This is a genomic window from Streptomyces sp. NPDC020299, assembly GCF_044387825.1.
Classification (GTDB): Bacteria; Actinomycetota; Actinomycetes; order Streptomycetales; family Streptomycetaceae; genus Streptomyces.
Window position 1 is genome coordinate 122,176 of the sequence record NZ_JBIRWL010000016.1, and the last position, 22,154, is coordinate 144,329.

The 22,154-nt window shown below is 70.4% G+C and carries 19 protein-coding genes; 2 read left to right on the forward strand and 17 right to left on the reverse strand.

The window, feature by feature from the left end; genetic code table 11:
* Positions 1 to 70: 70 nt before the first annotated feature.
* The 6 genes from ACH45E_RS33815 to ACH45E_RS33840 form a co-directional block, all read right to left on the reverse strand.
* Complete coding sequence (locus ACH45E_RS33815) at positions 71 to 739, reverse strand: histidine phosphatase family protein (RefSeq protein ID WP_361451091.1); 669 nt, start codon at positions 737 to 739, stop codon at positions 71 to 73.
* On the reverse strand, positions 736 to 1,182 hold the full coding sequence (rsfS, locus tag ACH45E_RS33820; RefSeq protein ID WP_361451094.1) for a ribosome silencing factor: 447 nt from the start codon (positions 1,180 to 1,182) through the stop codon (positions 736 to 738). The genes ACH45E_RS33815 and rsfS overlap by 4 nt, the downstream gene beginning before the upstream one ends.
* Positions 1,183 to 1,301: 119 nt before the next feature.
* Positions 1,302 to 2,990: a LytR C-terminal domain-containing protein gene (locus tag ACH45E_RS33825; RefSeq protein ID WP_361451096.1), complete on the reverse strand. Its 1,689-nt coding sequence runs from the start codon at positions 2,988 to 2,990 to the stop codon at positions 1,302 to 1,304.
* 16 nt (positions 2,991 to 3,006) lie between these two features.
* The gene (gene nadD, locus ACH45E_RS33830) at positions 3,007 to 3,693 is read right to left on the reverse strand and encodes a nicotinate-nucleotide adenylyltransferase (protein ID WP_361451099.1); all 687 of its coding nucleotides are present in this window, start codon (positions 3,691 to 3,693) and stop codon (positions 3,007 to 3,009) included.
* Positions 3,694 to 3,760: 67 nt separating this feature from the next.
* Positions 3,761 to 3,925 (reverse strand): hypothetical protein, encoded by a 165-nt coding sequence (locus ACH45E_RS33835; RefSeq protein WP_361451102.1) that lies wholly within the window; start codon positions 3,923 to 3,925, stop codon positions 3,761 to 3,763.
* 129 nt (positions 3,926 to 4,054) lie between these two features.
* On the reverse strand, positions 4,055 to 4,216 hold the full coding sequence (locus tag ACH45E_RS33840) for a hypothetical protein (protein WP_361451105.1): 162 nt from the start codon (positions 4,214 to 4,216) through the stop codon (positions 4,055 to 4,057).
* A 103-nt stretch (positions 4,217 to 4,319) separates the two neighbouring features.
* On the opposite strand from ACH45E_RS33840, the gene ACH45E_RS33845 reads away from it, so the two are divergent.
* Positions 4,320 to 5,438 (forward strand): M48 family metallopeptidase, encoded by a 1,119-nt coding sequence (locus ACH45E_RS33845; protein ID WP_361451108.1) that lies wholly within the window; start codon positions 4,320 to 4,322, stop codon positions 5,436 to 5,438.
* A gap of 24 nt (positions 5,439 to 5,462) precedes the next feature.
* On the opposite strand, the gene ACH45E_RS33850 is transcribed toward ACH45E_RS33845, so the two are convergent.
* The 5 genes from ACH45E_RS33850 to proB all read right to left on the reverse strand — a co-directional run bounded on the left by ACH45E_RS33850 (position 5,463) and on the right by proB (position 10,347).
* Positions 5,463 to 6,533, reverse strand: coding sequence for a hypothetical protein (locus tag ACH45E_RS33850; protein WP_361451111.1), 1,071 nt, complete (start codon positions 6,531 to 6,533; stop codon positions 5,463 to 5,465).
* 89 nt (positions 6,534 to 6,622) lie between these two features.
* Positions 6,623 to 7,204 (reverse strand): hypothetical protein, encoded by a 582-nt coding sequence (locus ACH45E_RS33855; RefSeq protein WP_361451114.1) that lies wholly within the window; start codon positions 7,202 to 7,204, stop codon positions 6,623 to 6,625.
* 122 nt (positions 7,205 to 7,326) lie between these two features.
* Positions 7,327 to 8,613, reverse strand: coding sequence for a glutamate-5-semialdehyde dehydrogenase (locus tag ACH45E_RS33860; protein WP_361451117.1), 1,287 nt, complete (start codon positions 8,611 to 8,613; stop codon positions 7,327 to 7,329).
* A 61-nt stretch (positions 8,614 to 8,674) separates the two neighbouring features.
* Positions 8,675 to 9,103: a hypothetical protein gene (locus ACH45E_RS33865; RefSeq protein WP_361451120.1), complete on the reverse strand. Its 429-nt coding sequence runs from the start codon at positions 9,101 to 9,103 to the stop codon at positions 8,675 to 8,677.
* 137 nt (positions 9,104 to 9,240) lie between these two features.
* On the reverse strand, positions 9,241 to 10,347 hold the full coding sequence (gene proB / locus ACH45E_RS33870) for a glutamate 5-kinase (RefSeq protein WP_361451168.1): 1,107 nt from the start codon (positions 10,345 to 10,347) through the stop codon (positions 9,241 to 9,243).
* Positions 10,348 to 10,582: 235 nt separating this feature from the next.
* On the opposite strand from proB, the gene ACH45E_RS33875 reads away from it, so the two are divergent.
* Complete coding sequence (locus ACH45E_RS33875; protein ID WP_361451123.1) at positions 10,583 to 12,013, forward strand: polysaccharide pyruvyl transferase family protein; 1,431 nt, start codon at positions 10,583 to 10,585, stop codon at positions 12,011 to 12,013.
* 13 nt (positions 12,014 to 12,026) lie between these two features.
* Here ACH45E_RS33875 and ACH45E_RS33880 read toward each other — a convergent pair whose 3' ends face one another.
* From ACH45E_RS33880 to obgE, 6 genes are all read right to left on the reverse strand, one after another.
* Positions 12,027 to 13,229 (reverse strand): glycosyltransferase family 2 protein, encoded by a 1,203-nt coding sequence (locus ACH45E_RS33880; RefSeq protein WP_399042109.1) that lies wholly within the window; start codon positions 13,227 to 13,229, stop codon positions 12,027 to 12,029.
* Between the two features lie 292 nt (positions 13,230 to 13,521).
* Positions 13,522 to 15,642: a hypothetical protein gene (locus ACH45E_RS33885; protein ID WP_361451129.1), complete on the reverse strand. Its 2,121-nt coding sequence runs from the start codon at positions 15,640 to 15,642 to the stop codon at positions 13,522 to 13,524.
* Between the two features lie 159 nt (positions 15,643 to 15,801).
* Positions 15,802 to 17,298: a bifunctional cytidylyltransferase/SDR family oxidoreductase gene (locus ACH45E_RS33890; protein WP_361451132.1), complete on the reverse strand. Its 1,497-nt coding sequence runs from the start codon at positions 17,296 to 17,298 to the stop codon at positions 15,802 to 15,804.
* 195 nt (positions 17,299 to 17,493) lie between these two features.
* Positions 17,494 to 18,681: a hypothetical protein gene (locus tag ACH45E_RS33895; protein WP_361451133.1), complete on the reverse strand. Its 1,188-nt coding sequence runs from the start codon at positions 18,679 to 18,681 to the stop codon at positions 17,494 to 17,496.
* 95 nt (positions 18,682 to 18,776) lie between these two features.
* Positions 18,777 to 20,324 carry an alkaline phosphatase D family protein gene (locus ACH45E_RS33900; protein ID WP_361451135.1) on the reverse strand — a complete coding sequence of 516 codons (1,548 nt, stop codon included), beginning with the start codon at positions 20,322 to 20,324 and terminating at the stop codon, positions 18,777 to 18,779.
* 312 nt (positions 20,325 to 20,636) lie between these two features.
* A complete protein-coding gene (obgE, locus tag ACH45E_RS33905; RefSeq protein WP_361451138.1) occupies positions 20,637 to 22,085 on the reverse strand; it encodes a GTPase ObgE in 1,449 nt (482 codons plus the stop codon).
* Positions 22,086 to 22,154 lie beyond the last annotated feature (69 nt).

Sequence of the window (22,154 nt, forward strand, 5' to 3'; positions counted from 1 at the left end):
AACAAGAAGAACTTTAGCCTGCGACCTGCCAGAAAGTGAAATCCGCGCCCGGCCGTCGCTCAGTCGTCGCTCAGTCGTCGTCGCCGAGGACGGGTTCCGGGAGGGTGCCCGCGTTGTGCTCCAGCAGCCGCCAGCCACGCACGCCCTCACCGAGGACGGACCAGCAGCAGTTGGAGAGGCCGCCCAGCCCTTCCCAGTGGTGCGCCTCCAGGCCGAGGAGGCGGCCTATGGTGGTGCGGATGGTGCCGCCGTGGCTGACCACCACGAGGGTGCCGTCCTCGGGCAGCTTCTCGGCGTGCCGCAGCACGACGGGCGCGGCGCGGTCGGCGACCTCGGTCTCCAGTTCGCCGCCGCCGCGGCGCACCGGTTCGCCGCGCTTCCACGCCGCGTACTCCTCGCCGTACCGGGTGATGATCTCCTCGTGCGTGAGTCCCTGCCACACGCCCGCGTAGGTCTCGCGCAGGGCCTCGTCGCGGCTGATCTCCAGGCCGGTGAGGACGGCGAGCTCGGCGGCGGTGAGCGCGGCCCGCTTCAGGTCCGAGGAGATGATCGCGTCGGGCTTCAGGGAGGCGAGCAGCCGCGCCGCGCGCCGGGCCTGGCCGACGCCGGTCTCGGTCAGCTCCACGTCCGTGCTGCCCTGGAAGCGGCGCTCCACGTTCCAGGCCGTCTGGCCGTGCCGCCACAGGATGACGCGGCGACCGCGGCCCTTGCGGTCGCTCACCTCACCCGTGGCGCTCATCGCCACTCCCCGTCCAGCTCCTCCGCGTCCTCGGCGGCCTGCAGCCTGGCGTGCTCCTCGGCCTTGCCGCGGGTGGCCTTGGCGTCGGCGGGCAGCTCGATCTCGGGGCAGTCCTTCCACAGCCGCTCCAGCGCGTAGAAGACGCGCTCCTCGCTGTGCTGCACGTGGATGACGATGTCGACGTAGTCGAGCAGGATCCAGCGGGCCTCGCGGTCGCCCTCACGGCGCACCGGCTTGGCGCCGAGTTCCTTCTGGAGTCGCTCCTCGATCTCGTCGACGATCGACTTGACCTGGCGGTCGTTGGGCGCGGAGGCCAGCAGGAAGGCGTCCGTGATCGAGAGCACGTCGCTGACGTCGTAGGCGATGACGTCGTGGGCGAGCTTGTCTGCGGCCGCCTGGGCGGCGGCGTTGATGAGCTCGAGGGAACGGTCGGTGGCGGTCACTACGTGGCTTTCCGTCGGTGGTCACTTGACACCAAGGGTCTCATGAGCCGCCGGGGGCGCCCCACGTGATTACGGGCTCACGTGGGGCGCGGCCGCCGGATCGCGGTGCGCGCGGCGTCCTAGGAGGACGCCGGCTTGTAGTCCTGGCCGAGGATCACCGAGACGTCGGCGTTGGAGCTGACCGTGCCCTTCTTCACCGAGCCGGAGGGCAGGCCCAGGGTCTTGACGACCTCGGTGGCGTTCTCCTTGTCGGCGGCGTCGGCGTAGAGCACCTCGGAGGTGGCCCGGGTGGTGGCCGCCGTGCCGGCCTCCAGGAAGGTGAAGCCGCCGTTGACGAGCACCACGCGTGTCTTCTCGGTGTTGTCCTTGACGCCGGTGGCGTTCTGGACGGAGACCCGGACGGCCGCCCCGGCCTCGGGGCTCTTGGCGGTGCCGCCGAGGATGTCCTTCACCACGCTGTCGCTGGTCTGAGCGCTCAGCGTGCCGTCGGACTGGACCGGCAGCAGCGCCGTCTTGTAGTCGCCGCCCTTGGCGAGGTCGGCGAGCTTGGCGAGGAAGACGCCCAGGTCCTTGTCGGTCAGCGAGGGATCCAGGATCTGCGCCAGCGTCTGCACGGTGGTCGTCGCCGTGGTCGGGTCGGAGGGCATCTTGCGCAGCACGCCCTGCATGACCTGGCCGAACCGCTCCAGCTGGGCGTTCTGGGACTCGCCGGAGGCGCGGTAGGTGGCGTAGGCGACGGCCATCTTGCCGCTGAGGGTCTGGTCCTGGCCCTTGTGGACGAGGGGCGCGCCGCCCTTCTTCTTGGCGGCCGGGTCGGGCACGTCGGCGTTGGTGTCGATGTCGATGTTGCCGACGAGCTCGACGAGGTTCTGCAGGTAGGGGGTGTCGAGGCGCCAGGTGCCCTCGATGTTCGTGCCGAGGACGGTGTCGAGCTGGTCGAGGGTGCCCGAGGAGCCGTCGTCGCCGACCGACTTGGCGAGGGTCGTGGCGGTGCCGTCGTCCCCGCTCATGGCGAGCGAGTTGGGCAGCAGCACGGTGGTGCCCCGCTTGGTGGTGGTGTTGTCGACGAGCAGCGCCGTGGAGGTGCCGCCCTTGGCCGTGTTGTGCAGGTGGACGACTATGACGTCGCGCTTCTGGGCGCCCGCGGCCGTGGTGGTGCCCGACGTCGAGCCGGAGGAGGACAGGCCGGGCAGCTTCCCGGCGTACCAGAGGTAGCCGACGCCGCCGACCGCGACCAGCGCGAGGACGACGACGAGGGCGATGACCCGGCTGCGGGCGCGGCGGCGGGCCTCCTCGCGGCGCTCGGTGCGGTTCTCCGTGAACTTCAGCCAGTCGATGACGTCCTCGGAGTCGCCGTCCGGTTGCTCGACGAAGGCGAACTGCTCCGTGCGGTAATCCCGTTCGCCGGTGGCGGGGGCGTCCGTCTCGTCGGCCTCGGCCTCGGCCTCGGCCTCGGAGGGCCCGGCCTGGTGCGGGATGTAGGCGGTCTGCTCGGCGACCTGGGGCTGCCGGCCGCCGGCCGCGGCCTGCCCGTACGGGTCGTACGCCTGCTGACCGGTGTCATAGGGGTCGTACGACGGCATGGACTGCTGCGGCATGGACTGCTGGGGCCCGGACTGCTGCGGCATGGACTGCTGCTGTCCGGTCGCGTACGGGTCGTAGCCGTAGCCCTGCTGTGCGTACTGGTCGTAGGCCTGGGGCGGCGTGTGCTGGGCGGGGACCTGCCGGTAGACAGGCTGCCCGTACTCGTCGTAGCCGACCAGCTCGTACTGGTCCTGCCCGTACCCCGGGTCGTATCGGTCGTTCACCGGTGCCCCTCTCGGCTCACTCGCCGCGGTACAGCTCGCGCTTGTCGATGTAGCGCACGACTCCGTCCGGGACCATGTACCAGATGGGGTCGCCCTTGGCGACTCTCGCACGGCAGTCCGTCGAGGAGATGGCGAGCGCGGGAACCTCGACGAGCGTGACTCCGCCCTCCGGAAGGCCGTGGTCGGTCAGTTGATGGCCGGGGCGGGTGACCCCGATGAAGTGCGCGAGGGAGAACAGCTCCTCGCTGTCGCGCCAGGTCAGGAGCTGGGCGAGGGCGTCGGCGCCGGTGATGAAGAAGAGGTCGCTGTCGGGGTTGAGCGCACGCAGGTCCCGCAGGGTGTCCACGGTGTAGGTGGGGCCGCCGCGGTCGATGTCGATGCGGCTCACCGAGAACTGGGGGTTCTCGGCGGTCGCGATGACCGTCATCAGATAGCGGTCCTCGGCCGGGGAGACCTTGCGGTGGGACTTCTGCCACGGCTGGCCGGTGGGGACGAACACCACCTCGTCCAGCTGGAACTGCGCGGCGACCTCGCTGGCCGCCACGAGGTGCCCGTGGTGGATCGGGTCGAACGTTCCGCCCATCACGCCCAGGCGTCGCTTGCCCGTGTGCGCGGGGCCGTGGCCCGGCCGGTACCCGGGGGCCTTCACCGTGTCGTCGGACGTGTCGTTCGCCGGACCGGTAGGCATGTCCTGCTCTCCCATGCGTGCAGACCCTACCGGCCCGGCCCGTGAGGCCCGGCCGCCAGATCCCCGGCGACGGTCTGCCGGCTCAGCGGTCGCGGTTGAAGCGGGTGGTGATCCACAGCAGGAGCAGCAGGATGATGAACGCGCCGCCGCCGGTGACGTAGGGGCTGAGGCTCTCGTGGTTTCCGCCGTGTTCCTCGCCCTCGGCGGCGAGGGTGACCAACTGGGCTGCGGTGCTGTGGAAGCTCATCTCGGCAGGACCTATCCGGTGGGCGGGACAAAGATGTCGGCTCATCGTATGCGGGCGGTCCGGAGCCGATCACCCCGACTCCGCCGATGGGGAAGCCCGGGGTGGACGCCGGGGAACTCCGCGGGCCGCTCAGTCGTCCTTCTGTTTGTACCCGCGCAGCAGGAACCAGGCGGTCAGCGCGCAGCCCAGGACCATCACGACCAGTACGATCCGGAGCAGATTCCCCGCACCGTGCTGGGGGGCGGCGCTCGCGGCCTCGGTCAGCCAGGCGGCTGCGGGGGTGTGCTCCATGGCGGGACTCCTTCGGCTGTACTGCCCGTCCACGGTATCTCCGCCTAGGGTGGGGCCTGCCTCGGGGGCACATGGGGCACTTCAGACGCGCATGGGGGAAGACATGTCCGACGACGGCCACGTACACAACGGGCAGGGGAACGGGAGCGTGCCGAGCAGGCAGCGCAGGCGTTTCCCGGGGATCTCCTCCCGTGCGTACGAGCACCCTGCCGACCGCTCGGCCCTGGTGGCCCTGCGGAAGCTGAGCGGTTTCGACACGGTGTTCAAGGCGCTCAGCGGGCTGCTGCCGGAGCGGAGCCTCAGGCTGCTGTTCCTGTCCGACTCGGTGCGTGTCTCGGACCAGCAGTTCGCGCACCTGGGCGACATGCTGCGGGACGCCTGCTACATCCTGGACCTGGAGAAGGTCCCGCCGATGTACGTCACCCAGGACCCGCAGCCGAACGCGATGTGCATCGGTCTGGACGAGCCGATCATCGTGGTCAGCACGGGGCTCGTCGAACTGCTCGACGAGGAGGAGATGCGGGCGGTGGTGGGCCACGAGGTGGGGCACGCGCTGTCCGGCCACGCGGTGTACCGCACGATCCTGCTGTTCCTGACCAACCTCGCGCTGAAGGTCGCCTGGATCCCGCTGGGCAATCTCGCGGTCCTGGCGATCGTGACGGCGCTGCGCGAGTGGTTCCGCAAGTCGGAGCTCTCGGCCGACCGGGCCGGCCTCCTCGTGGGCCAGGACCTGCGGGCCTCGATGCGCGGCCTGATGAAGATAGCCGGCGGCAACCACCTGCACGAGATGAACGTGGACGCGTTCCTGCAGCAGGCCGAGGAGTACGAGGCCGGGGGCGACCTGCGCGACTCCGTGCTGAAGATCCTCAACGTGCTGCCCCGCTCCCACCCCTTCACCACGGTCCGGGCGGCCGAGCTGAAGAAGTGGGCCGAGTCGCGGGACCACCAGCGGATCATGGACGGGCACTACCCGCGGCGCGACGAGGACAAGGACACCTCGGTCAGCGACTCGTTCCGCGAGTCGGCGGCGCACTACGCCGACCACGTCAAGAGTTCCAAGGACCCGCTGATGAAGCTGGTCACCGACCTCGCCGGCGGGGCCGGGGACCTGGGCGGCCGGGTGCGGCGCGGCTTCGACGGGTTCACCAGCCCGCCCCCGCCGAAGGGCCAGTCGCCGACGGACCAGCCACCGACGGACGCTCCGCCGCAGGACGAGGAATAACGAGCCGCTCATACCCCCGGCCGCTCACACCTTCGGCTCGGCCCCGGCCGCCAGCGTCCCGCACAGGGCGGTCGCGCTGCCCGTCGCGTAGGGGTCGGTGCCCGCGGGGCCGCCCGCCTTGGCGGTCTGGCCGGCCAGCAGGGGACGCAGATGGTTCGTGGCGTCCTCGGCACAGGACAGGGGGCCCGCCTGGACGTAGGAGACGACCAGCTGGACCTGGTGCGTGCGCAGGTCGTCGCGGTCGAAGCGGAAGGTCAGTTCGCGGCGGACGGTGAACAGGGACGCCGGGGCCTTGGCGCCGGCACCGGTCTGCCGTAGCGCGTAGACGAAGGTGTGGTCCGCGGTCACCTCCAGCGTGGCGGAGTCGGTCTCGGCGGCCTGGAAGCTGCCCTGGACGCGGACCTCACGGTCGGCCAGCTCGGCGCGGGTGGGGTCGAAGCGGACCAGCCATCCGGTCGGGGTGTGCCGGCCGTCGGCGGCGGGGTGTTCGAAGCTCTGGTCGAACTGGTCGAGTTGCCCGGGGTCGAGCAGGGCCCGGGCGGCCTGGACGTCGCTGCTGTCGAGGACCTCGGGGTAGAGCGAGGAGCGGACGATGTAGTCCTTGGCCGCGGAGAGCGCGGCCACGACCTGGCTCTCCGAGAAGTGGGCGGTGCTCCGGGTGGCGGGCAGCGGCATGCCGTGGGCGCCGACCGCGAACTGGGCGGCGGGGCTGTGCGCGTACAGGTACTCGGCGTCGGCCGATCCGGGCACCTTGCCCTGCGGGGCCAGCGGTATGACGGTCATCCGCAGGGGGTCGACGGTCCGCCGGGCCTGGGCGGAACCGTAGGGGTGCCGGACGCCCATGTAGATGGCGGTGCCGAAGGCGACGGCTATCAGCAGGACGAGGACCAGCACCTGCCGGGACAGCCCGCGGTGCAGGGGCGGGCGGCGGCGGACGGCCGGGGCGTGGTCCGCCATACGTTCCTGCGCGGAGTACTCCTGGAGGCGGGCAGCGCGGACGAACGACTCGTCGAACACGACGGATCGGTACTCGTCCTCTCCACCACCGGGGGCGCCCTCGGGTGGCCCCTCCGGTGGGTCTCCAGGCCCGCCCATACTTTCAGAGTAGGTCCCGGGAGCCTCAGGTAAACGCCCCGCTGCACGACAACTTCTGACAGGTTCTCACCACGGGCGTCCCGGACCGCTCAGGGGGAGCGCGGGATCGCGGAGGCCGCGGGCTGGGCGGGCTGGGAGAATTCGGCGGACGCGGTGGGGCCCGCCGCGGTGCCCTGTTCCAGGCCGGTGGGAGCGTGTGACGGAACCGGGTCCCGGCTGCCCGAGGAGGCGCCGCGGTAGACCGCGGCGAAGGCCAGCGCGACCATCCCGACGCCCATCACGACGGCGAGCAGCCAGGCGACGGGGCGGTGCCAGCGGACCTGTTTGCCGTAGGACCCGGAGGTGCCGTACCGGTCGGCCAGGACGTCGGGGTCGTCGAAGTCGTCCAGGTCCGGATCATGGCCGAGATCGGTGCCGTCCGGGCTGTACCGCTCGTCGTACCGCTCACCTCTGGCATGGGCGCGGCGGGCCTCCGCCTCGGAGGCCTCGGCTCTCGCCTGGGCGGCGGCCAGGAGGCGTTCGACGGCGGTCGGCTCGTGCACCACGGCCGCCTGTACGAAGGCCTCGTCGAAGACCACGGAGGCGAACTCATCGTCCGGCACCCCGTGGTCGTGGTCGTCGTCGGGCTCCCAGCCGTCCGGGAACGGCGTGCCCCCCACGTCCTCCGGCACGGGTCCAGACTAGTCCTGGGGGGTCATTTTGGGCAGACGGTATGGAAATTCATCCGCCTGATGAGACGTCTTTCACGCGACCCACCGGACAGCACGAGCCGGGGCGTCCCGGCCGGCCGCGGTCAGCGCCGTACGTGTCCGTCGCCGGTGACGATGTACTTGGTGCTGGTCAGCTCGGGCAGGCCCATCGGGCCTCGCGCGTGCAGCTTCTGCGTGGAGATGCCGATCTCGGCGCCGAAACCGAACTGGCCGCCGTCGGTGAAGCGGGTGGAGGCGTTCACCGCGACCGTGGTCGAGTCGACCAGCTGGGTGAAGCGGCGGGCGGCCTGCTGGGAGGTGGTGACGATGGCCTCGGTGTGTCCTGAGCTCCACAGCCGGATGTGGGCGACGGCCCGGTCCAGGGAGTCGACGACGGCGGCGGCGATGTCGTAGGAGAGGTACTCGGTGTCCCAGTCGTCCGGCGTGGCCTCCACCACGGTGGCCCGGGAGTCCTTGGCGTACGCCAGCACGCGTTCGTCGGCGTGCACGGTCACCCCGGCCTCGGCGAGGGCGTCCAGGGCGCGCGGCAGGAACTCGGGGGCGATGTCCTGGTGGACCAGGAGGGTCTCGGCGGCGTTGCAGACGCTGACCCGCTGGGCCTTGGAGTTGATCAGGATCTCGACCGCCATGTCGATGTCGGCCTCGGCGTCGACGTAGACGTGGCAGTTGCCGGTGCCGGTCTCGATGACGGGGACGGTGGACTCGGCGACGACGGTCTGGATCAGGGAGGCGCCACCGCGCGGGATCAGCACGTCGACGAGCCCGCGGGCGCGCATCAGCTCGCGCACGCTCTCCCGGCTCTCCCCCGGCACCAGCTGCACGGAGTCGGCGGGCAGCCCGGCGCCGCCGACGGCGTCCCGGATCACCCGGACGAGGGCGGTGTTCGACTCGTAGGCGGAGGCGGAGCCGCGCAGCAGTACTGCGTTGCCGGACTTCAGGCAGAGGGCGGCGGCGTCGACGGTGACGTTCGGCCGGGCCTCGTAGATGATGCCGACCACGCCGAGCGGGACGCGGACCTGGCGCAGGTCGATGCCGTTGGGCAGGGTGGAGCCGCGGACGACCTCGCCGACCGGGTCGGGCAGCTTCGCGACGTCACGGACGTCGGCGGCGATGGCGCGGACCCGCTCGGGGGTGAGGGTGAGCCGGTCGACGATGGCCTCGCTGGTGCCGTTCTCCCGGGCCTTGGCCACGTCCTTGGCGTTGGCCTCGACGATCTCGCTGGTCCGGACCTCCAGGGCGTCCGCGATGGCGAGCAGCGCGTCGTCCTTCACGGCGCGCGGCAGCGGCGCGAGGTCGGCGGCGGCGGACTTGGCGCGGTAGGCGGCCTGGGTGACCGGGGACATCGAGTCGTACGGCGAGAGCGTGGTCATAAAGGAAGAGTAGTGCTCCCGGGAGCGCTGTTCACGGCCTGTTCCACAGCCCGAGATGGGATCAAAAGGGGTGAACGCCCACGGGAGTGGCCGGCGGGGGTCCGTAGCCCTCGGCGACGCGCTGGTGGTAGGTCTCGCGGTCGATGACCTCCAGGCCGACGATCTCCCAGGGCGGCAGACCGGCCGTCTGCCGGTGCTCGCCCCACAGGCGCAGGGCCACGGCGGCGGCGTCGTGCAGGTCGCGGGCCTCTTCCCAGTAGCGGATCTCCGCGTGGTCGTTGGCGTACCTGCTGGTCAGCAGGAAGGGGTGGTCGTGGGCCAGCTGCTCCAGGGCGCGCCTGAGGTCGCCCAGGGGGACTTCCTGCCCGGAGACGCTGAGGGTGACGTGCCACAAGCGGGGCAGGTCCCTCGGCTCCTCGTAGGTGTCACCGGCCGCGACGCTCGTCAGAGCACCGCGGGACGCCGCCGCACCGGGGCGCACTCGTCTCACGACGGCCTCCTTCACGCTGTGCCCGTGGGGGGGCGCGCGCCTGAAACACGCCCCTCAGGAAAGTTGAGCAGGCCGCAGGGCTTCGCGTGGCGGTTTTACGGAACGTCCCCCACCGGGGTCGGTCGTTACGCCCCGTTTTACGAGTGCAGGACCACCAGGTCGTCCCTGTGTACGACCTCGCGTTCGTACTCCGGGCCGAGTTCCCGCGCCAGTTCCCGGGTCGAGCGCCCGATCAGCCGGGGGATCTCCCTGGCGTCGAAGTTGACCAGCCCGCGGGCCACCGCGCGCCCGGTGCCGTCGCGCAGCTCGACCGGGTCGCCGGCGTTGAACTCTCCGTCGACGGCGGCGATCCCGGCGGGCAGCAGCGACTTGCGGCGCTCGACGACGGCGCGTACGGCTCCGTCGTCCAGGGTCAGGGACCCCTGCGGGGTGGAGGCGTGCTGGAGCCACAGCAGCCGGTCGGCGGAGCGCTTGCCGGTGGGGTGGAACCAGGTGCCCGTGTCGCCGCCGCTCAGCGCCTCGGCCGCGTGGACCGCGCTGGTGAGGACGACCGGGATGCCCGCGGCGGCGGCGATCCGGGCGGCCTCCACCTTGGTGACCATGCCGCCGGTGCCGACGCCCGCCTTGCCGGAGCTGCCGATCTCGATGCCGTCGAGGTCGGCGGGTCCCCGTACCTCCGCTATCCGCGAGGTGCCGGGTCTGCCGGGGTCGCCGTCGTACACGCCGTCCACGTCGGAGAGCAGGACCAGCAGGTCGGCGTGGACGAGGTGGGCGACGAGGGCGGCGAGCCGGTCGTTGTCGCCGAAGCGGATCTCGTCGGTGGCGACGGTGTCGTTCTCGTTGACGATCGGGAAGGCGCCCATGGCGAGGAGCTTGTCGAGGGTGCGGGACGCGTTGCGGTGGTGGGCGCGGCGGCTCATGTCGTCGGAGGTGAGCAGCACCTGGCCGACGCGGACGCCGTAGCGGGCGAAGGAGGCGGTGTAGCGGGCCACGAGCAGGCCCTGGCCGACGCTGGCGGCGGCCTGCTGGCGGGCGAGGTCCCTGGGGCGGCGGCGCAGGCCCAGCGGGGCGAGTCCGGCGGCGATGGCACCGGAGGAGACGAGGACGATCTCCTTCTCCCCCCCACTGCGGCTCTTGGCGAGGACGTCGACGAGCGCGTCGACCCGGTCGGCGTCCAGGCCGCCCGAGGCGGTGGTCAGCGACGAGGAGCCCACCTTGACGACGATCCTGCGGGCCTCGCCCACGGCCTGCCTTGCCCTTGCCACTTGCTTTGTCCCCTTGCGCATAGATGCGGCCTGCCCTGCCCGGCAATCTACGCGAAGGAGATCGGCCCCCGCCCCTCGATTCCAGCCTCCGGACAGGCGCTGCGTGATCGTTTGCTCACGTCCCGCGTACGGCAAAAAGGTTGCACTGGTTGCTTATAGAAATTAAAGCCTGCACAAAGTTAATTTCAACGGTGTGTCACCTACAGTTCGCCGCGTGAAGCGCATACTCCTCCGCTCGGGGAAGAGCCCCTACGACGTCGTCCCGCTGGAGGAAGCCCTCCACAGAGACGTCATAGCCACCAACTCGGGCAACCTGATCTTCAGCGACGCCGCCCACAAGATCCTCGAGACACCCGGTACCGAGGTGGTCTCCAACGGGATGCGCACCGACGTGGCCGCGGCGGCCCGGATCAACGAGGAGTACGACGCCTTCGTCGTCCCGCTCGCCAACGCCTTCCGGCCGTCCTTCGAGGCCGGGCTGAACCGGCTGACCCGGCTCATCGGACGGCTGCGGATCCCCGTGGTGGTGCTGGGCGTCGGCGCGCAGTCCGGGGTGAGCTACAACCCGGAGCGGCTGAAGCGGCTGGAACCGGCCGTGCGCGATTTCTGCGCGGCGGTGCTCGACCGCAGCGCGTCGATCGGGGTGCGCGGCGAGTTCACCGAGCAGTACCTGAAGGACATGGGCTTCAGGGACGTCGAGGTGATCGGCTGCCCGTCGCTGTTCATGTACGGACGCGAACTCGACGTGCGCAAGCGAACGCCGGAGCTGACGGCCGGCTCGCGGATCGCGATCAACGGCTCGCACAGCGCGGTGCGCAAGCAGCACCTGGACCGGATCATCGCCCGCACCCACGAGCGCTATCCGCATCTGCGCTTCGTCGGCCAGAACCTCAGCGACGCACGGCAGTTGCACTGGCGGGACCTGTCGGACCCGAACGCCGAGGTGACCGCGATACCGACGCACCCGGACCACCCGATGTACCGGGAGGACAAGGTCCGTGTCTACATCGACCCCGTCACCTGGATCGACGACCTGCGCGGCTTCGACTTCTCCTTCGGCTCCCGCATCCACGGCAACATCGCGGCCCTGCTCGCCGGTACGCCCGCGACCGTGCTGTGCGGGGACTCGCGGACGCTGGAGCTGTGCCGTTACTTCGGCATCCCGCACCAGCTGCTCGACAAGATCGCGAAGACGCCCGAGGCCGCCGACCCCGCGCGGCTGTACGCGGAGGCCGACTTCGGCGCGCTGGTCGGCGGGCACGCGGAGCGCTTCGAGCGGTTCACCGCGTTCCTGGACAAGAACGGGCTGGAGAACACCTTCACCCACGGCGACGGCGGCGTGGCCTACGAGGAGCGGATGCGGTCGCTGTCGTTCCCGCCGGGCGTCCGCCCGTGGAACGACGCGGACATCTCGTCGCTGACCACGCGGTTCGGCTGGCTGCAGAGCCGGATCACCGAACTCTCCGCCGACAACGCGCAGCTGCGGAAGGAGCTGGCGAGGTCGGGGGCGAAGGCCAAGGCCAAGGTGACCGTCGGCGCCGCCGCCAAGGCGACTGAGGCCGCCCCCGCCACCAGCGTCTACCGTCGCGCCCGGCGCGTGGTGGGCCGCCCCATCAAGCGGGCCCTCCAGGCCGGGCGCCAGTAACCGCCGGGCCGGGTCAGGCCGCCGCGGCGAAGCCCCCGGTGGGCAGCGAGCGCCGCACCTTGCGCAGGGCGCGGCGCAGGAAGGAGTTGGCGGCGGCCCCCCGGTACCCCTCGAAGGCCCGGGCCTCCCGGTCCTCGGCGCGGTACACCCAGTCGGGTATGCCGGCCTTCTTGGAGCGGAAGTGCGGGTAGACCAGGTAGACCTCGGTGCCCCGCTTCTCCAGGACCGCGGCGGCCTGCTTCTTCGACCTGACGAACTCCACGACGTCCCCCAGGAGTTCGGGCCGCTCCATGGCCACCAGGTGGAGCCGCAGCCGCTCGTGGACCTTCAGGCGCCGGGCGGTCCCGGGGGTCCAGTGGGCGTCCAGCAGCGGCTTGGCCAGCTCCAGCTTGTGCCGCCGCACCTCGTCGCTGTCCTTGAGGTACTTGGGCCCGAACTGCGGCAGCAGGGTGATCGTGAGGGGCCGGACCATCAGCATGTCGCGCTTGGGGCCCGCCGGGACCATCCGCGCGATCAGGTCCATCAGGGCGCGCGCGGAGTCGAAGCGCAGGGTGTAGCCGCCGGACTTGGTGACGTGCTTGCCGTCGTCGCGGCCGACCAGGTAGTAGCAGGTGTGGTCGGCGACGACCGAGACGCCGTCGGCCCGCAGATAGGCCTCCATCGTGAACAGCGCGTCCTCGCCGGTCCACAGGGACTCGTCGAAGCGCATCCCGTGCCGTTCGAGCAGCTCGCGGCGGAACAGCTTCTGCGCGCTGAGCGTGAACTTGATGTTGGACGAGAAGACGTCGGTGCGGTCGAGGTTCTTGCCCCACATCGACTTCGGCGCCGAGCGGTTGACCCCCTCGACCCGGCCCAGCACCACGTCGGTGCCGTTGCTGTCGGCCGCGGCGACCATGCGCTCCAGGGCCTCGGGGCCGAGCCGGTCGTCGGCGTCCAGGAAGAACACGTACCGCCCGGACGCCTTGCCGAGGCCGACGTTGCGCGGGCCGCTGGGGCCGCCCGAGTTCGCCTGCCGGACGACGGTGACCCGCATGGCGGCGCGGGCCTCGAACTCCTCCAGGTACTCCCCCGACCCGTCCGTCGACCCGTCGTCCACCGCGATGACCTCGATACGCGCCGGGTCCAGGGTCTGCGCCTCCACGGAGGCCAGGCACTCGACCAGATACGGCATCGCCTCGTACGCCCCGATGATCACGGTCACATCAGGCTGCGTCACGACGGTCACATTTCCCCCTCTTTCACACGTTCCCCAAGGTCAATGGGGCGTTTCCCCCGAATCGCATCATTAGCAATCTGTTAGACGGGTTGCCAGGGGAAGCGGTTGCCCCCACCACCTGAATCAGTGGTGTACGTCACATGCCTCCGCGGTGGACGACGGCTTGCGGACGGTGCCACCAGAAAGTACGCGGACCCGGTAAGTGCCGCTCAGGGGATGCGGTAAGAGCGGGACAAGAGAACGGCCCCCGAGGAGTTGATCCTCGGGGGCCGCAGGGAGCGGGCGGGGCCGGTCAGACGGCGGTCGCGTCGTCCGTCTCGCCGGTGGACGACAGCCGCTGGCCGGGCAGGGCGTTGGTCAGCTCGGCCGCCTCGGCGGGGTCGACGTTGGCGCCGGTCACCCGGGCCTCCTGGCCGACGTTGCGGGCCTCGGCCTTGAGGGCGAGATCGGCCACCGCGGTGTTGAACTGGTCGATGGACCTCGGCTCGTCGGGACCGAGCAGGTACTGCTTGAGCTCCTTGCGCTCGGCGGCCAGCGGGTCGGCGGCCGGGTCGCGTACGGCGTCCAGCAGCCCGCCCAGCTCGGTCGCGCCGTTGGAGAGGATCACGGCGGCGCGCACCGCGGTGTTCTGCCGCTTGAACTCCTCCACGCCCAGCTCGGCCGAGTCCGTCACCGCGTACGGCTTGCCGCTGGCGATGAAGTCGGAGACCACGCTGGAGATGTCGGAGACCATCGCGTCGGAGACGTTGAAGCAGTCGTACAGGCGCGGCTGGGCGCCGGTGACGACCCGGTGCTCCCAGGTGGGGAAGGAGCGCCAGTGGGCGTCGTTCCACTCCCCGCGCAGCCGGGCGACCTCTTCGTGCTTCTTGACGTCGGCCACGCCGTCGCGGGTGGCCTCGGCCTCGTCGCGCTTCTCGCCGCCCGTGCCGGACAGCTCGGCGAGGCGGGCCTCGATCCGGGCCAGTTCGGCCTTGGCGCGGTCCTGGACGGCGGTGTCGACGGTGAAGTGCGCGTCGGCGGCGCGCTCGACGGCGGCCTTCTCGACCAGGGCGATGATCCGCCGGTGCGCGGCGCCGGCTTCCTTGCTGACGGTGCCGGTGAAGGGGTGCGGCTTGTACAGGACGCGGACCGGCGGGTCGGCCTGCACCAGCCTGTTCACGATGTTCTCACCGGCGAGCACGATCGAGGTGTTGCCGGGGTTGCCGTCCCAGCCCTCCCAGGTGGGGGCGTACAGCACCGTGGGGATACGGGCCTCGGGCACGCCCTGCCAGGTCTGGATCGGCGCCAGCTGCGGACGGCCGACCTCGACGATGTCGTCGTCGCGGACGCCGACGTCGGCGATGGCGTAGCGGTCGCGGCCCGCCCGGCCGGCGGTCCATACCTCGTCGTACACCTTGCTGTACGGGTTGACGCTGGCGAGCTTGTCGCTGTCGCCGTGGCCGATGAAGACGTGCTTCATGGTGGGCACGCGCAGCAGGTGGATGTTCTTGCCGACGTTCGCCGCGTAGAGCGCGACGCGCACCGTGGTCAGGTCCATGTTCATCAGGTGCACCCCTCCGGGCACGCAGACGACGGGGACGGTGGTGGGCGCCAGGTTGTTCAGGATGACCCGCTCGCGCAGGATGATCAGCGGCCGGGTGTCCAACTGCTCCATCGTCTCCAGCCACATGTTGACCTGGTACGCGGAGTCCTTGGAGCCGGAGAAGTACAGCACCGTCTCGGGCTTGTAGACGGCCAGCCAGTCGTCGACGGCGGCCAGCACCTTCTCGGCGTTCGGCGGGATCTTGCTGCCGCGCACGTACGGCATCAGCGCCAGCACGTACAGGCAGCCCACGCTGACGGTGAGGCCGATGCCGACGAAGCCGGCGACGGCCGAGTCCATGACCCCGGAGACCAGCAGGCCGGCGACGGCCGCGAGGTCGAGGTGCAGCATCTTCTCCGCGGAGCGGTGCAGCAGACGGCGCGGCGGGGCGTCCGGGATGCGGACGCGCGACTTGAGGTCGATGTTACGGGTGGCGACCGGCATCCGGCGGCGGTTGCGGATCAGGGTGACCAGCGCGCCGTGCGGGGCCTGGAGACCGTAGAAGGCGATGAAGCAGGCGATGGCGCTGTAGAAGATCAGGTTGTCCGACAGGGACAGCCGGGCCAGCAGCAGGACCAGCAGCAGCTGGCGGATCAGGAAGCGGATCGACAGACCGGCCCGCACCTTGCTGAGGCGGTTGATCAGGTAGCTGCCCTTGCGGTGCAGATAGTGGTCCGCCAGATACGTCACGGCGGCCGCGGCCGCGAAGGCGGGAACGCTCGGGACGAGCGCGGCCAGCATGAGCGCCGGGAAGCCCAGGATCATGAGGGCCGCCGCGGCCAGCTCGGCCGCGCTGCCCACCCGGGCGACGCGAATAGCGGTGGATATCAACTGAGAAACCTGCTCTGGGAGGGGGAGTGCCGGTTTTGTGTGGAAGTGCTGCGGATTTGCGGGTGATTCGCCAGGTTTACGGATTCAGGCCCCCGCGAACGCCCGGTGAACGGGTGCCCGCAGAGGCCTGAATTCCTAAACGCTAATTGGCGGCAATTATTACACGCCGTCCTGGCGGTCCAGAACCGAGGCCAGCGCCTGCTCGAAGCCGGAGGCCTGGGCGGCACCCGCCGTCGGGTCCTGCTGGCGGACGTCGATGACGTGCCCGGTCAGCTCCGACAGCAGCACGTCCAGCGAGGTACGGGCCACCGCCTCGGAGGAGAGCAGGCTGCCCGTGGGCTCCTGGCCGAAGGCCTTGGTCCGCATCGGAGTGGCGGTGCGCTCCGGGTTGATGCAGTTGACGCGGATGCCGTCGCCCGCCCACTCGTCGGACAGCGCCTGGGTGAGGTTCACCATGGCGGCCTTGGTGGAGGAGTACAGGCTGTACTCGGCGCGGCCGCGGGTGTAGCTGCTGGAGGTGTAGAGCAGCAGCTGGCCCTTGGTCTCCGACAGGTACTTGTACGAGGAGCGCGCGATCTGCACCGGGGCGAGGTAGTTGACCTTCAGCGCCTCCTCGATGGTGGCGTTGTCGGTCTCGGCGAGCTTGCCTATGCGCAGCACGCCCGCGGTGTTGACGACGTAGTCGATCCGGCCGGTCTCCGCGTACGCCTTGGACAGCGCGTCGTCGACCTCCTCCGGGTTCTCCACGTGCGTGCCGGTGGTGGAGCGGCCCAGCGCGTAGACCTTGGCGCCGTAGGACTCGGCGAGCTCGGAGATGTCCTTGCCGATGCCGTACGAACCGCCGAAGACGACGACGGTCTTGCCGGTGAGCAGCTCGCGGTAGGCCTCGTCGCCGTTCTGCTCGGGGGCGGCGGTGGAGGCGAGCTGGAAGAGCTTGTCGGCGATGAAGACGTCGACCGGCTGGGTCACCTTCATGTTGTACTCGTCACCCGCGACGACGTGGATCGGCACGTCCGGCAGGTACTTGAGCACGACGGAGCAGTCGTCGGTGGCCTGGAAGTTGGGGTCACCGGCCGCGACCTCGTAGGCCCGGCGGATCGTGGACAGCTTGAAGGCCTGCGGGGTCTGGCCGCGGCGCAGCCGGGAGCGGTCCGGGATCTCGGTGATGAACTCGCCGTCCTGGCCGTGGGTGCGCGTGACGATGATGGTGTCCGCGGACGGGATGGCCACGTCCACGGCCTCGAAGCGCTCCAGCGCGGTCACGCAGTCGTCGATGACGCGCTGCGACAGCAGGGGGCGGACGGCGTCGTGGAAGAGGACGTTGCGGTCCTCGCCCTCGGCCAGGCCCTCACCGAGGGCGCTGATGGCGCGCTCGGTGGTCTCGTTCCGCGTCGAGCCGCCCTCGATGATCTTCTTGACCTTGGTGAAACCGGCCTTGGCGACGATCTTCTCGATGTCGGGGACGTAGCCCGGCGCCATCAGCACGATGATGTCGTCGATCGAGTCGGCGTTCTCGAAGGTGGTCAGGGTGTGCTCGATGACTGCCTTGCCGGCGATCTTCAGCAGCTGCTTGGGGATCGACAGACCCACCCGCTGACCGGTGCCACCGGCCAGGATCACTGCGGTGGTACGGGGCTTGGCTATGTGCTGGGACACAAGTGACCTACCTTGGGGCGACAGGGAACGCGGAAATGCTCCCACTTCGGGTAACCGCAGTGCAAGGTGAGTGACCGCCACCGCATATGTGCGCGCAACCTCTCATTCACCTTGCCCCACTGGTGACGGGCGGTGCCCTGTTTGTCAGTTCCGCGGAATTGCTGTGAGTAACTCCACAGGTGTCGCGGGACTCGTTCAGCGCCCGCGCAGCCGCTTCAGGCACCGGTGTCCGAGCACCCGGACGAGTTCCTTCGACGGCGTCTGGTGAACGCTGCGCGCCTGGGCGGCCCGGGCGGGCACGGAGGCGGCCGCGGCGAGCGCGCCGTACAGCGCCCGGGCGGCCACCTCGGGAGCGATACGGGCCACGTCGGGCACCGGCTCGCCCTGCTCCGGCACGGCACGCTCCGCCGCGGCCTGCTCCGGCACGGCGGACAGCGGCGCCGGATCGCCGAGGACCCGCACGCCCATCGCGGCGATCCGCCCGGCCGCTTCGGCGCCGGCCGCGGCGGCGGCTTCCAGGGCCCACCGGGGCGTGGCGATCCGCACGTCCCGGGCGGTGGGACTGCACGCGTTCTTCATATGCATGACCGCGCCGTTGCGGACGAGCCTGGAATACAGCTCGTCGGGCAGTCCATTGCCCCGGAATTCCACATTAAGATTCCGCAGCATTTCGGTCTCGGCGAGGGTGAGCGACCGATTCGCGGTGTCCGGAACCGGCTGGAGAAGACCGCCGGGCAGGCTCAGCAGCGCCTCGAAGGTGCGCAGCAGGCCGCCCCGGTCCCGGTCGTCCACCACGACCACGGTGACCCGCTCCGGCCCGGTCACCCGCGACCAGCGCTCCACGAGCCGGTCGTGCCGGTGCCGGTGCCAGAAGCTGGGATTGGGCTTCTCGTACGGGGCCTTGCGGAGCATGTGCTCCAGCCATTCCTCGTAACCCATGCGCAGCCCGTTCTGCACGTACTGCTGCCACTGCGACGGCATGATCTTCGCCAGCGGGCGCACCGTGACGAGGATGTGCACCCGGTCGCCGCCGAGCTGCCCGACGATCCGCTCGACGGTGGCGCCGCCGTCGGCGTCGGCGAAGAACTCGCTGCTCACCACGGAGGTGTGCGCGCCGGTGGCACGGACCTGTTCGAGCAGCCGGGTCCAGTGCCTGTCGGTGGGTGCGGTGTCGCCCATCATCGCGGGCCGGGCGCAGGCGGCGAGCGCGGCCTCCATGGGGTGCCGGCTGTGCGCGGGGAACTCGACGCCGTACCGCAGCAGCGTCTCCTTCGCGGCGAACAGGGCGCCCTGGATGGCGGTGGTGCCTGTCTTGTGCGGGCCGATGTGCAGCAGGCGGGTGCCGTTCGGCAGCGGCTCGGGGGTCGTACAGTCCATCTCCATGGCCAACGGAAGGTAAGAGACTTACCTGAGACTTGCCTGAGAGCACCGTGGGACTGGCGTGAGTCCCACGGTGCGGACGGTGTCTCAAGGGGCCGTCAGACCACCCGCACGCCGGGTTCGTCCGATTCCACCCGCAAGGTGGCCAGCGTGCTCGCGGTCGCCTGTTGCTTGAGCACCGTGTCCACGACCCGGACCTTCGCGTCGATGCCGTCGCGGCGGATGTCGAAGAGGTGGTAGCCGCGGTGGGCGTCGATGACCTTCCAGTGCGGGTTGTCCGCCATCAGCGGGTCCCACTGGGCGTGGAAGGCGGCCTGGTCCTGGTCGCCGCTGCTGGAGATGGAGGTGCCGACGAACTCGGCGCCGACGACGTCGGAGTCGGGGTCGGCGAAGTCCTCCTTGAGGTCGCTGATCATCGTCAGGTGCCGGTCGCCGCTGAGCACGACCGGGTTGCGGATGTCGGTGAACTCCTTCAGGAACGCGTTGCGTTCGGCCTGGTAGCCGTCCCAGGCGTCGTAGTACCAGAGCTTGCCCTCGCCGAGCTGGAGGTCGGTCTCGGCCATCATGATCTGCGAGGCGATGATGTTCCAGCGCGCCGGGGAGTCCTTGAGCCCGTCGAGGAGCCACGCCTTCTGGTCCGCGCCGAGCATGGTCGTCGACGGGTCCTGGGCACCGGCCTGGCCGGTGGCCTGGTCGCTGCGGAACTGCCGGGTGTCCAGGACGTTGAGCCGGGCCAGACGGCCGAACTCCAGGCGCCGGTACATCTGGATGTGCGGCCCGTCGGGGATCGCGGTGGCGCGGACCGGCATGTGCTCGTAGTACGCCTGGAAGGCCGCCGTCAGCCGGGCCACGAACGCGTCGTGCGACTGCTTGTCGGGGTCCTGCGGGATCTCCCCGGCCCAGTCGTTGTCGACCTCGTGGTCGTCGAAGGTGACCACCCAGGGGGCGTTCGCGTGCATCGCGGCGAGGTCGGGGTCGCCGCGGTACTGGGCGTAGCGGTTGCGGTACTGCTCGAGGGTGTACGGCTCGCCCTTGCCCTCGTGCTTGCGCACGGCGGTCGAGGAGGGCGAGGACTCGTAGATGTAGTCGCCGACGAAGAGCACGAAGTCGGGGTCCTGGGCGAGCATGTCGGCGTACGGGGTGAAGTAGCCGTGCTGCCAGTTCTGGCAGGAGGCCAGCGCGACGCGCAGCGAGCCGCCCTTGCGGTGCGGGTGGGGCGCGGTGCGGGTGCGGCCGGTGGGCGAGATCTGGCCGCTGGTGCGGAAGCGGTACCAGTACGTGCGGTCGGGGTGCAGACCGCGTACATCCACGTGAACGCTGTGCCCGTACTCGGGCCGGGCCTGGGCGACGCCCCGGCGCGCGGTCTTTCTGAAGCGTTCGTCCTCGGCGAGTTCCCACTCCACCGGAACCACGCTGTCGGGCATACCCCCGCCGTTCAGCGGGTCGGGGGCGAGCCGGGTCCACAGCACGATGCCGTCCGGCAGCGGGTCGCCGGAGGTGACGCCGAGGCTGAACACACCGTCGGGCAGCTTGGTCTCGGCCGCCCGCGCGGTGCCCGGCAGCCAGAGTTGGGCGGAGGCAGCGGCGCCGAGGACGGCGGCACCGGCGGTCAGAAAGCGGCGTCGGTCGGGCGTTACTCCGGTCATGCGCTAACTCCCTTGCCACAGTGGCCTCTTGGACACTCGGAAGCTCCCACGGCCGGACGGTCCGCCCGCTGAACGGAAGCCTTCGCGTGCATGACAAATGGGCAGACAACAGAAGACCCGTTGCGGCACGGGAACCACACGACGAACGTGATCTTGCCGCAACGGGTCTTACCGAAGGTCAACCCGAATTACTGTGTGTGCTACTGGGTGTCAGGAGACATTCTGGGGCGAGCCGTTCAACAGGTGAAGCCCGATCCAAGCCGTGCTCAGGAGACGGTGAGGGGGCGGTGGGGCGCGGTCGCGCGCCCCACTTCACTCGAACGGGTTGAACTCGCCGAACTCCTGGAAGGCCTCGTCGCGCTCCGCCTGCCGGTCCCGGCGTCGCTGGACCGCGGGACGCTGCTCCTCGAACCGGTGGTCCTCGCCGCGCCGGCCGAGCATCTCCGCGCCCGCCATGACCGTCGGCTCCCAGTCGAAGACGACCGCGTTCTCCTCGGGGCCGATGGCCACGCCGTCGCCGGAGCGGGCGCCCGCCTTCATCAACTCGCCCTCGACACCGAGGCGGTTGAGCCGGTCGGCGAGGTAGCCGACGGCCTCGTCGTTGTTGAAGTCGGTCTGGCGGACCCAGCGTTCGGGCTTCTCGCCGCGCACCCGGAACACCAGCTCCCCGCCGGCCTCCTCGCGGGTGACCGTGAAGCCCGCGTCGTCCACGGCCTTCGGCCGGATCACGATCCGGGTCGCCTCTTCCTTCGGCTTCGCGGCCCGCGCCCCGCCGACCAGGTCACCGAGCGCGTACGACAGCTCCTTCAGGCCGATGTGCGCCACCGCCGACACCTCGAAGACGCGGTAACCGCGCGCTTCCAGGTCCGGCCGCACCATCTCGGCGAGGTCCTTGCCGTCGGGCACGTCGACCTTGTTCAGGACGACGATCCGGGGACGGTTGTCGAGCCCGCCGTACTCGCGCAGCTCCGCCTCGATGATGTCGAGGTCGGACAGCGGGTCGCGGTCGGACTCCAGGGTCGCCGTGTCCAGCACGTGCACCAGGACGCTGCACCGCTCCACGTGCCGCAGGAACTCCAGGCCCAGGCCCTTGCCCTGGCTGGCACCCGGGATCAGGCCGGGCACGTCGGCGATGGTGTACACGGTCGAACCGGCCGTGACGACACCCAGGTTGGGCACGAGGGTGGTGAACGGATAGTCGGCGATCTTCGGCTTGGCCGCGGACAGCACCGAGATCAGCGAGGACTTGCCCGCGCTCGGGTAGCCGACCAGCGCCACGTCGGCGACCGTCTTCAGCTCCAGGACGATGTCCTGGAGGTCCCCCGGCACACCGAGCAGCGCGAACCCGGGCGCCTTGCGGCGGGCGCTCGCCAGAGCCGCGTTGCCGAGGCCGCCGCGGCCGCCCTGCGCGGCGACGTACGACGTGCCGTGTCCGACCAGGTCGGCGAGGACGTTGCCCGCCTTGTCGAGGACGACCGTGCCGTCCGGCACCGGCAGGACGAGGTCCTGCCCGTCCTTGCCGGAGCGGTTGCCGCCCTCGCCGGGCTTGCCGTTGGTGGCCTTGCGGTGCGGGGAGTGGTGGTAGTCGAGAAGGGTCGTCACCGACTGGTCGACGGTCAGGATGACGTCACCGCCCCGGCCGCCGTTGCCGCCGTCGGGGCCGCCCAGCGGCTTGAACTTCTCACGGTGGACGGAGGCACAGCCGTGACCTCCGTTACCCGCGGCGACATGCAGTTCGACGCGGTCCACGAAGGTGGTCATGGTTCGTGCCTCCAGATACATACGGGGTAATGCCAATGTCAACACGCGAAAGGCGGACCCGCCTTCCCG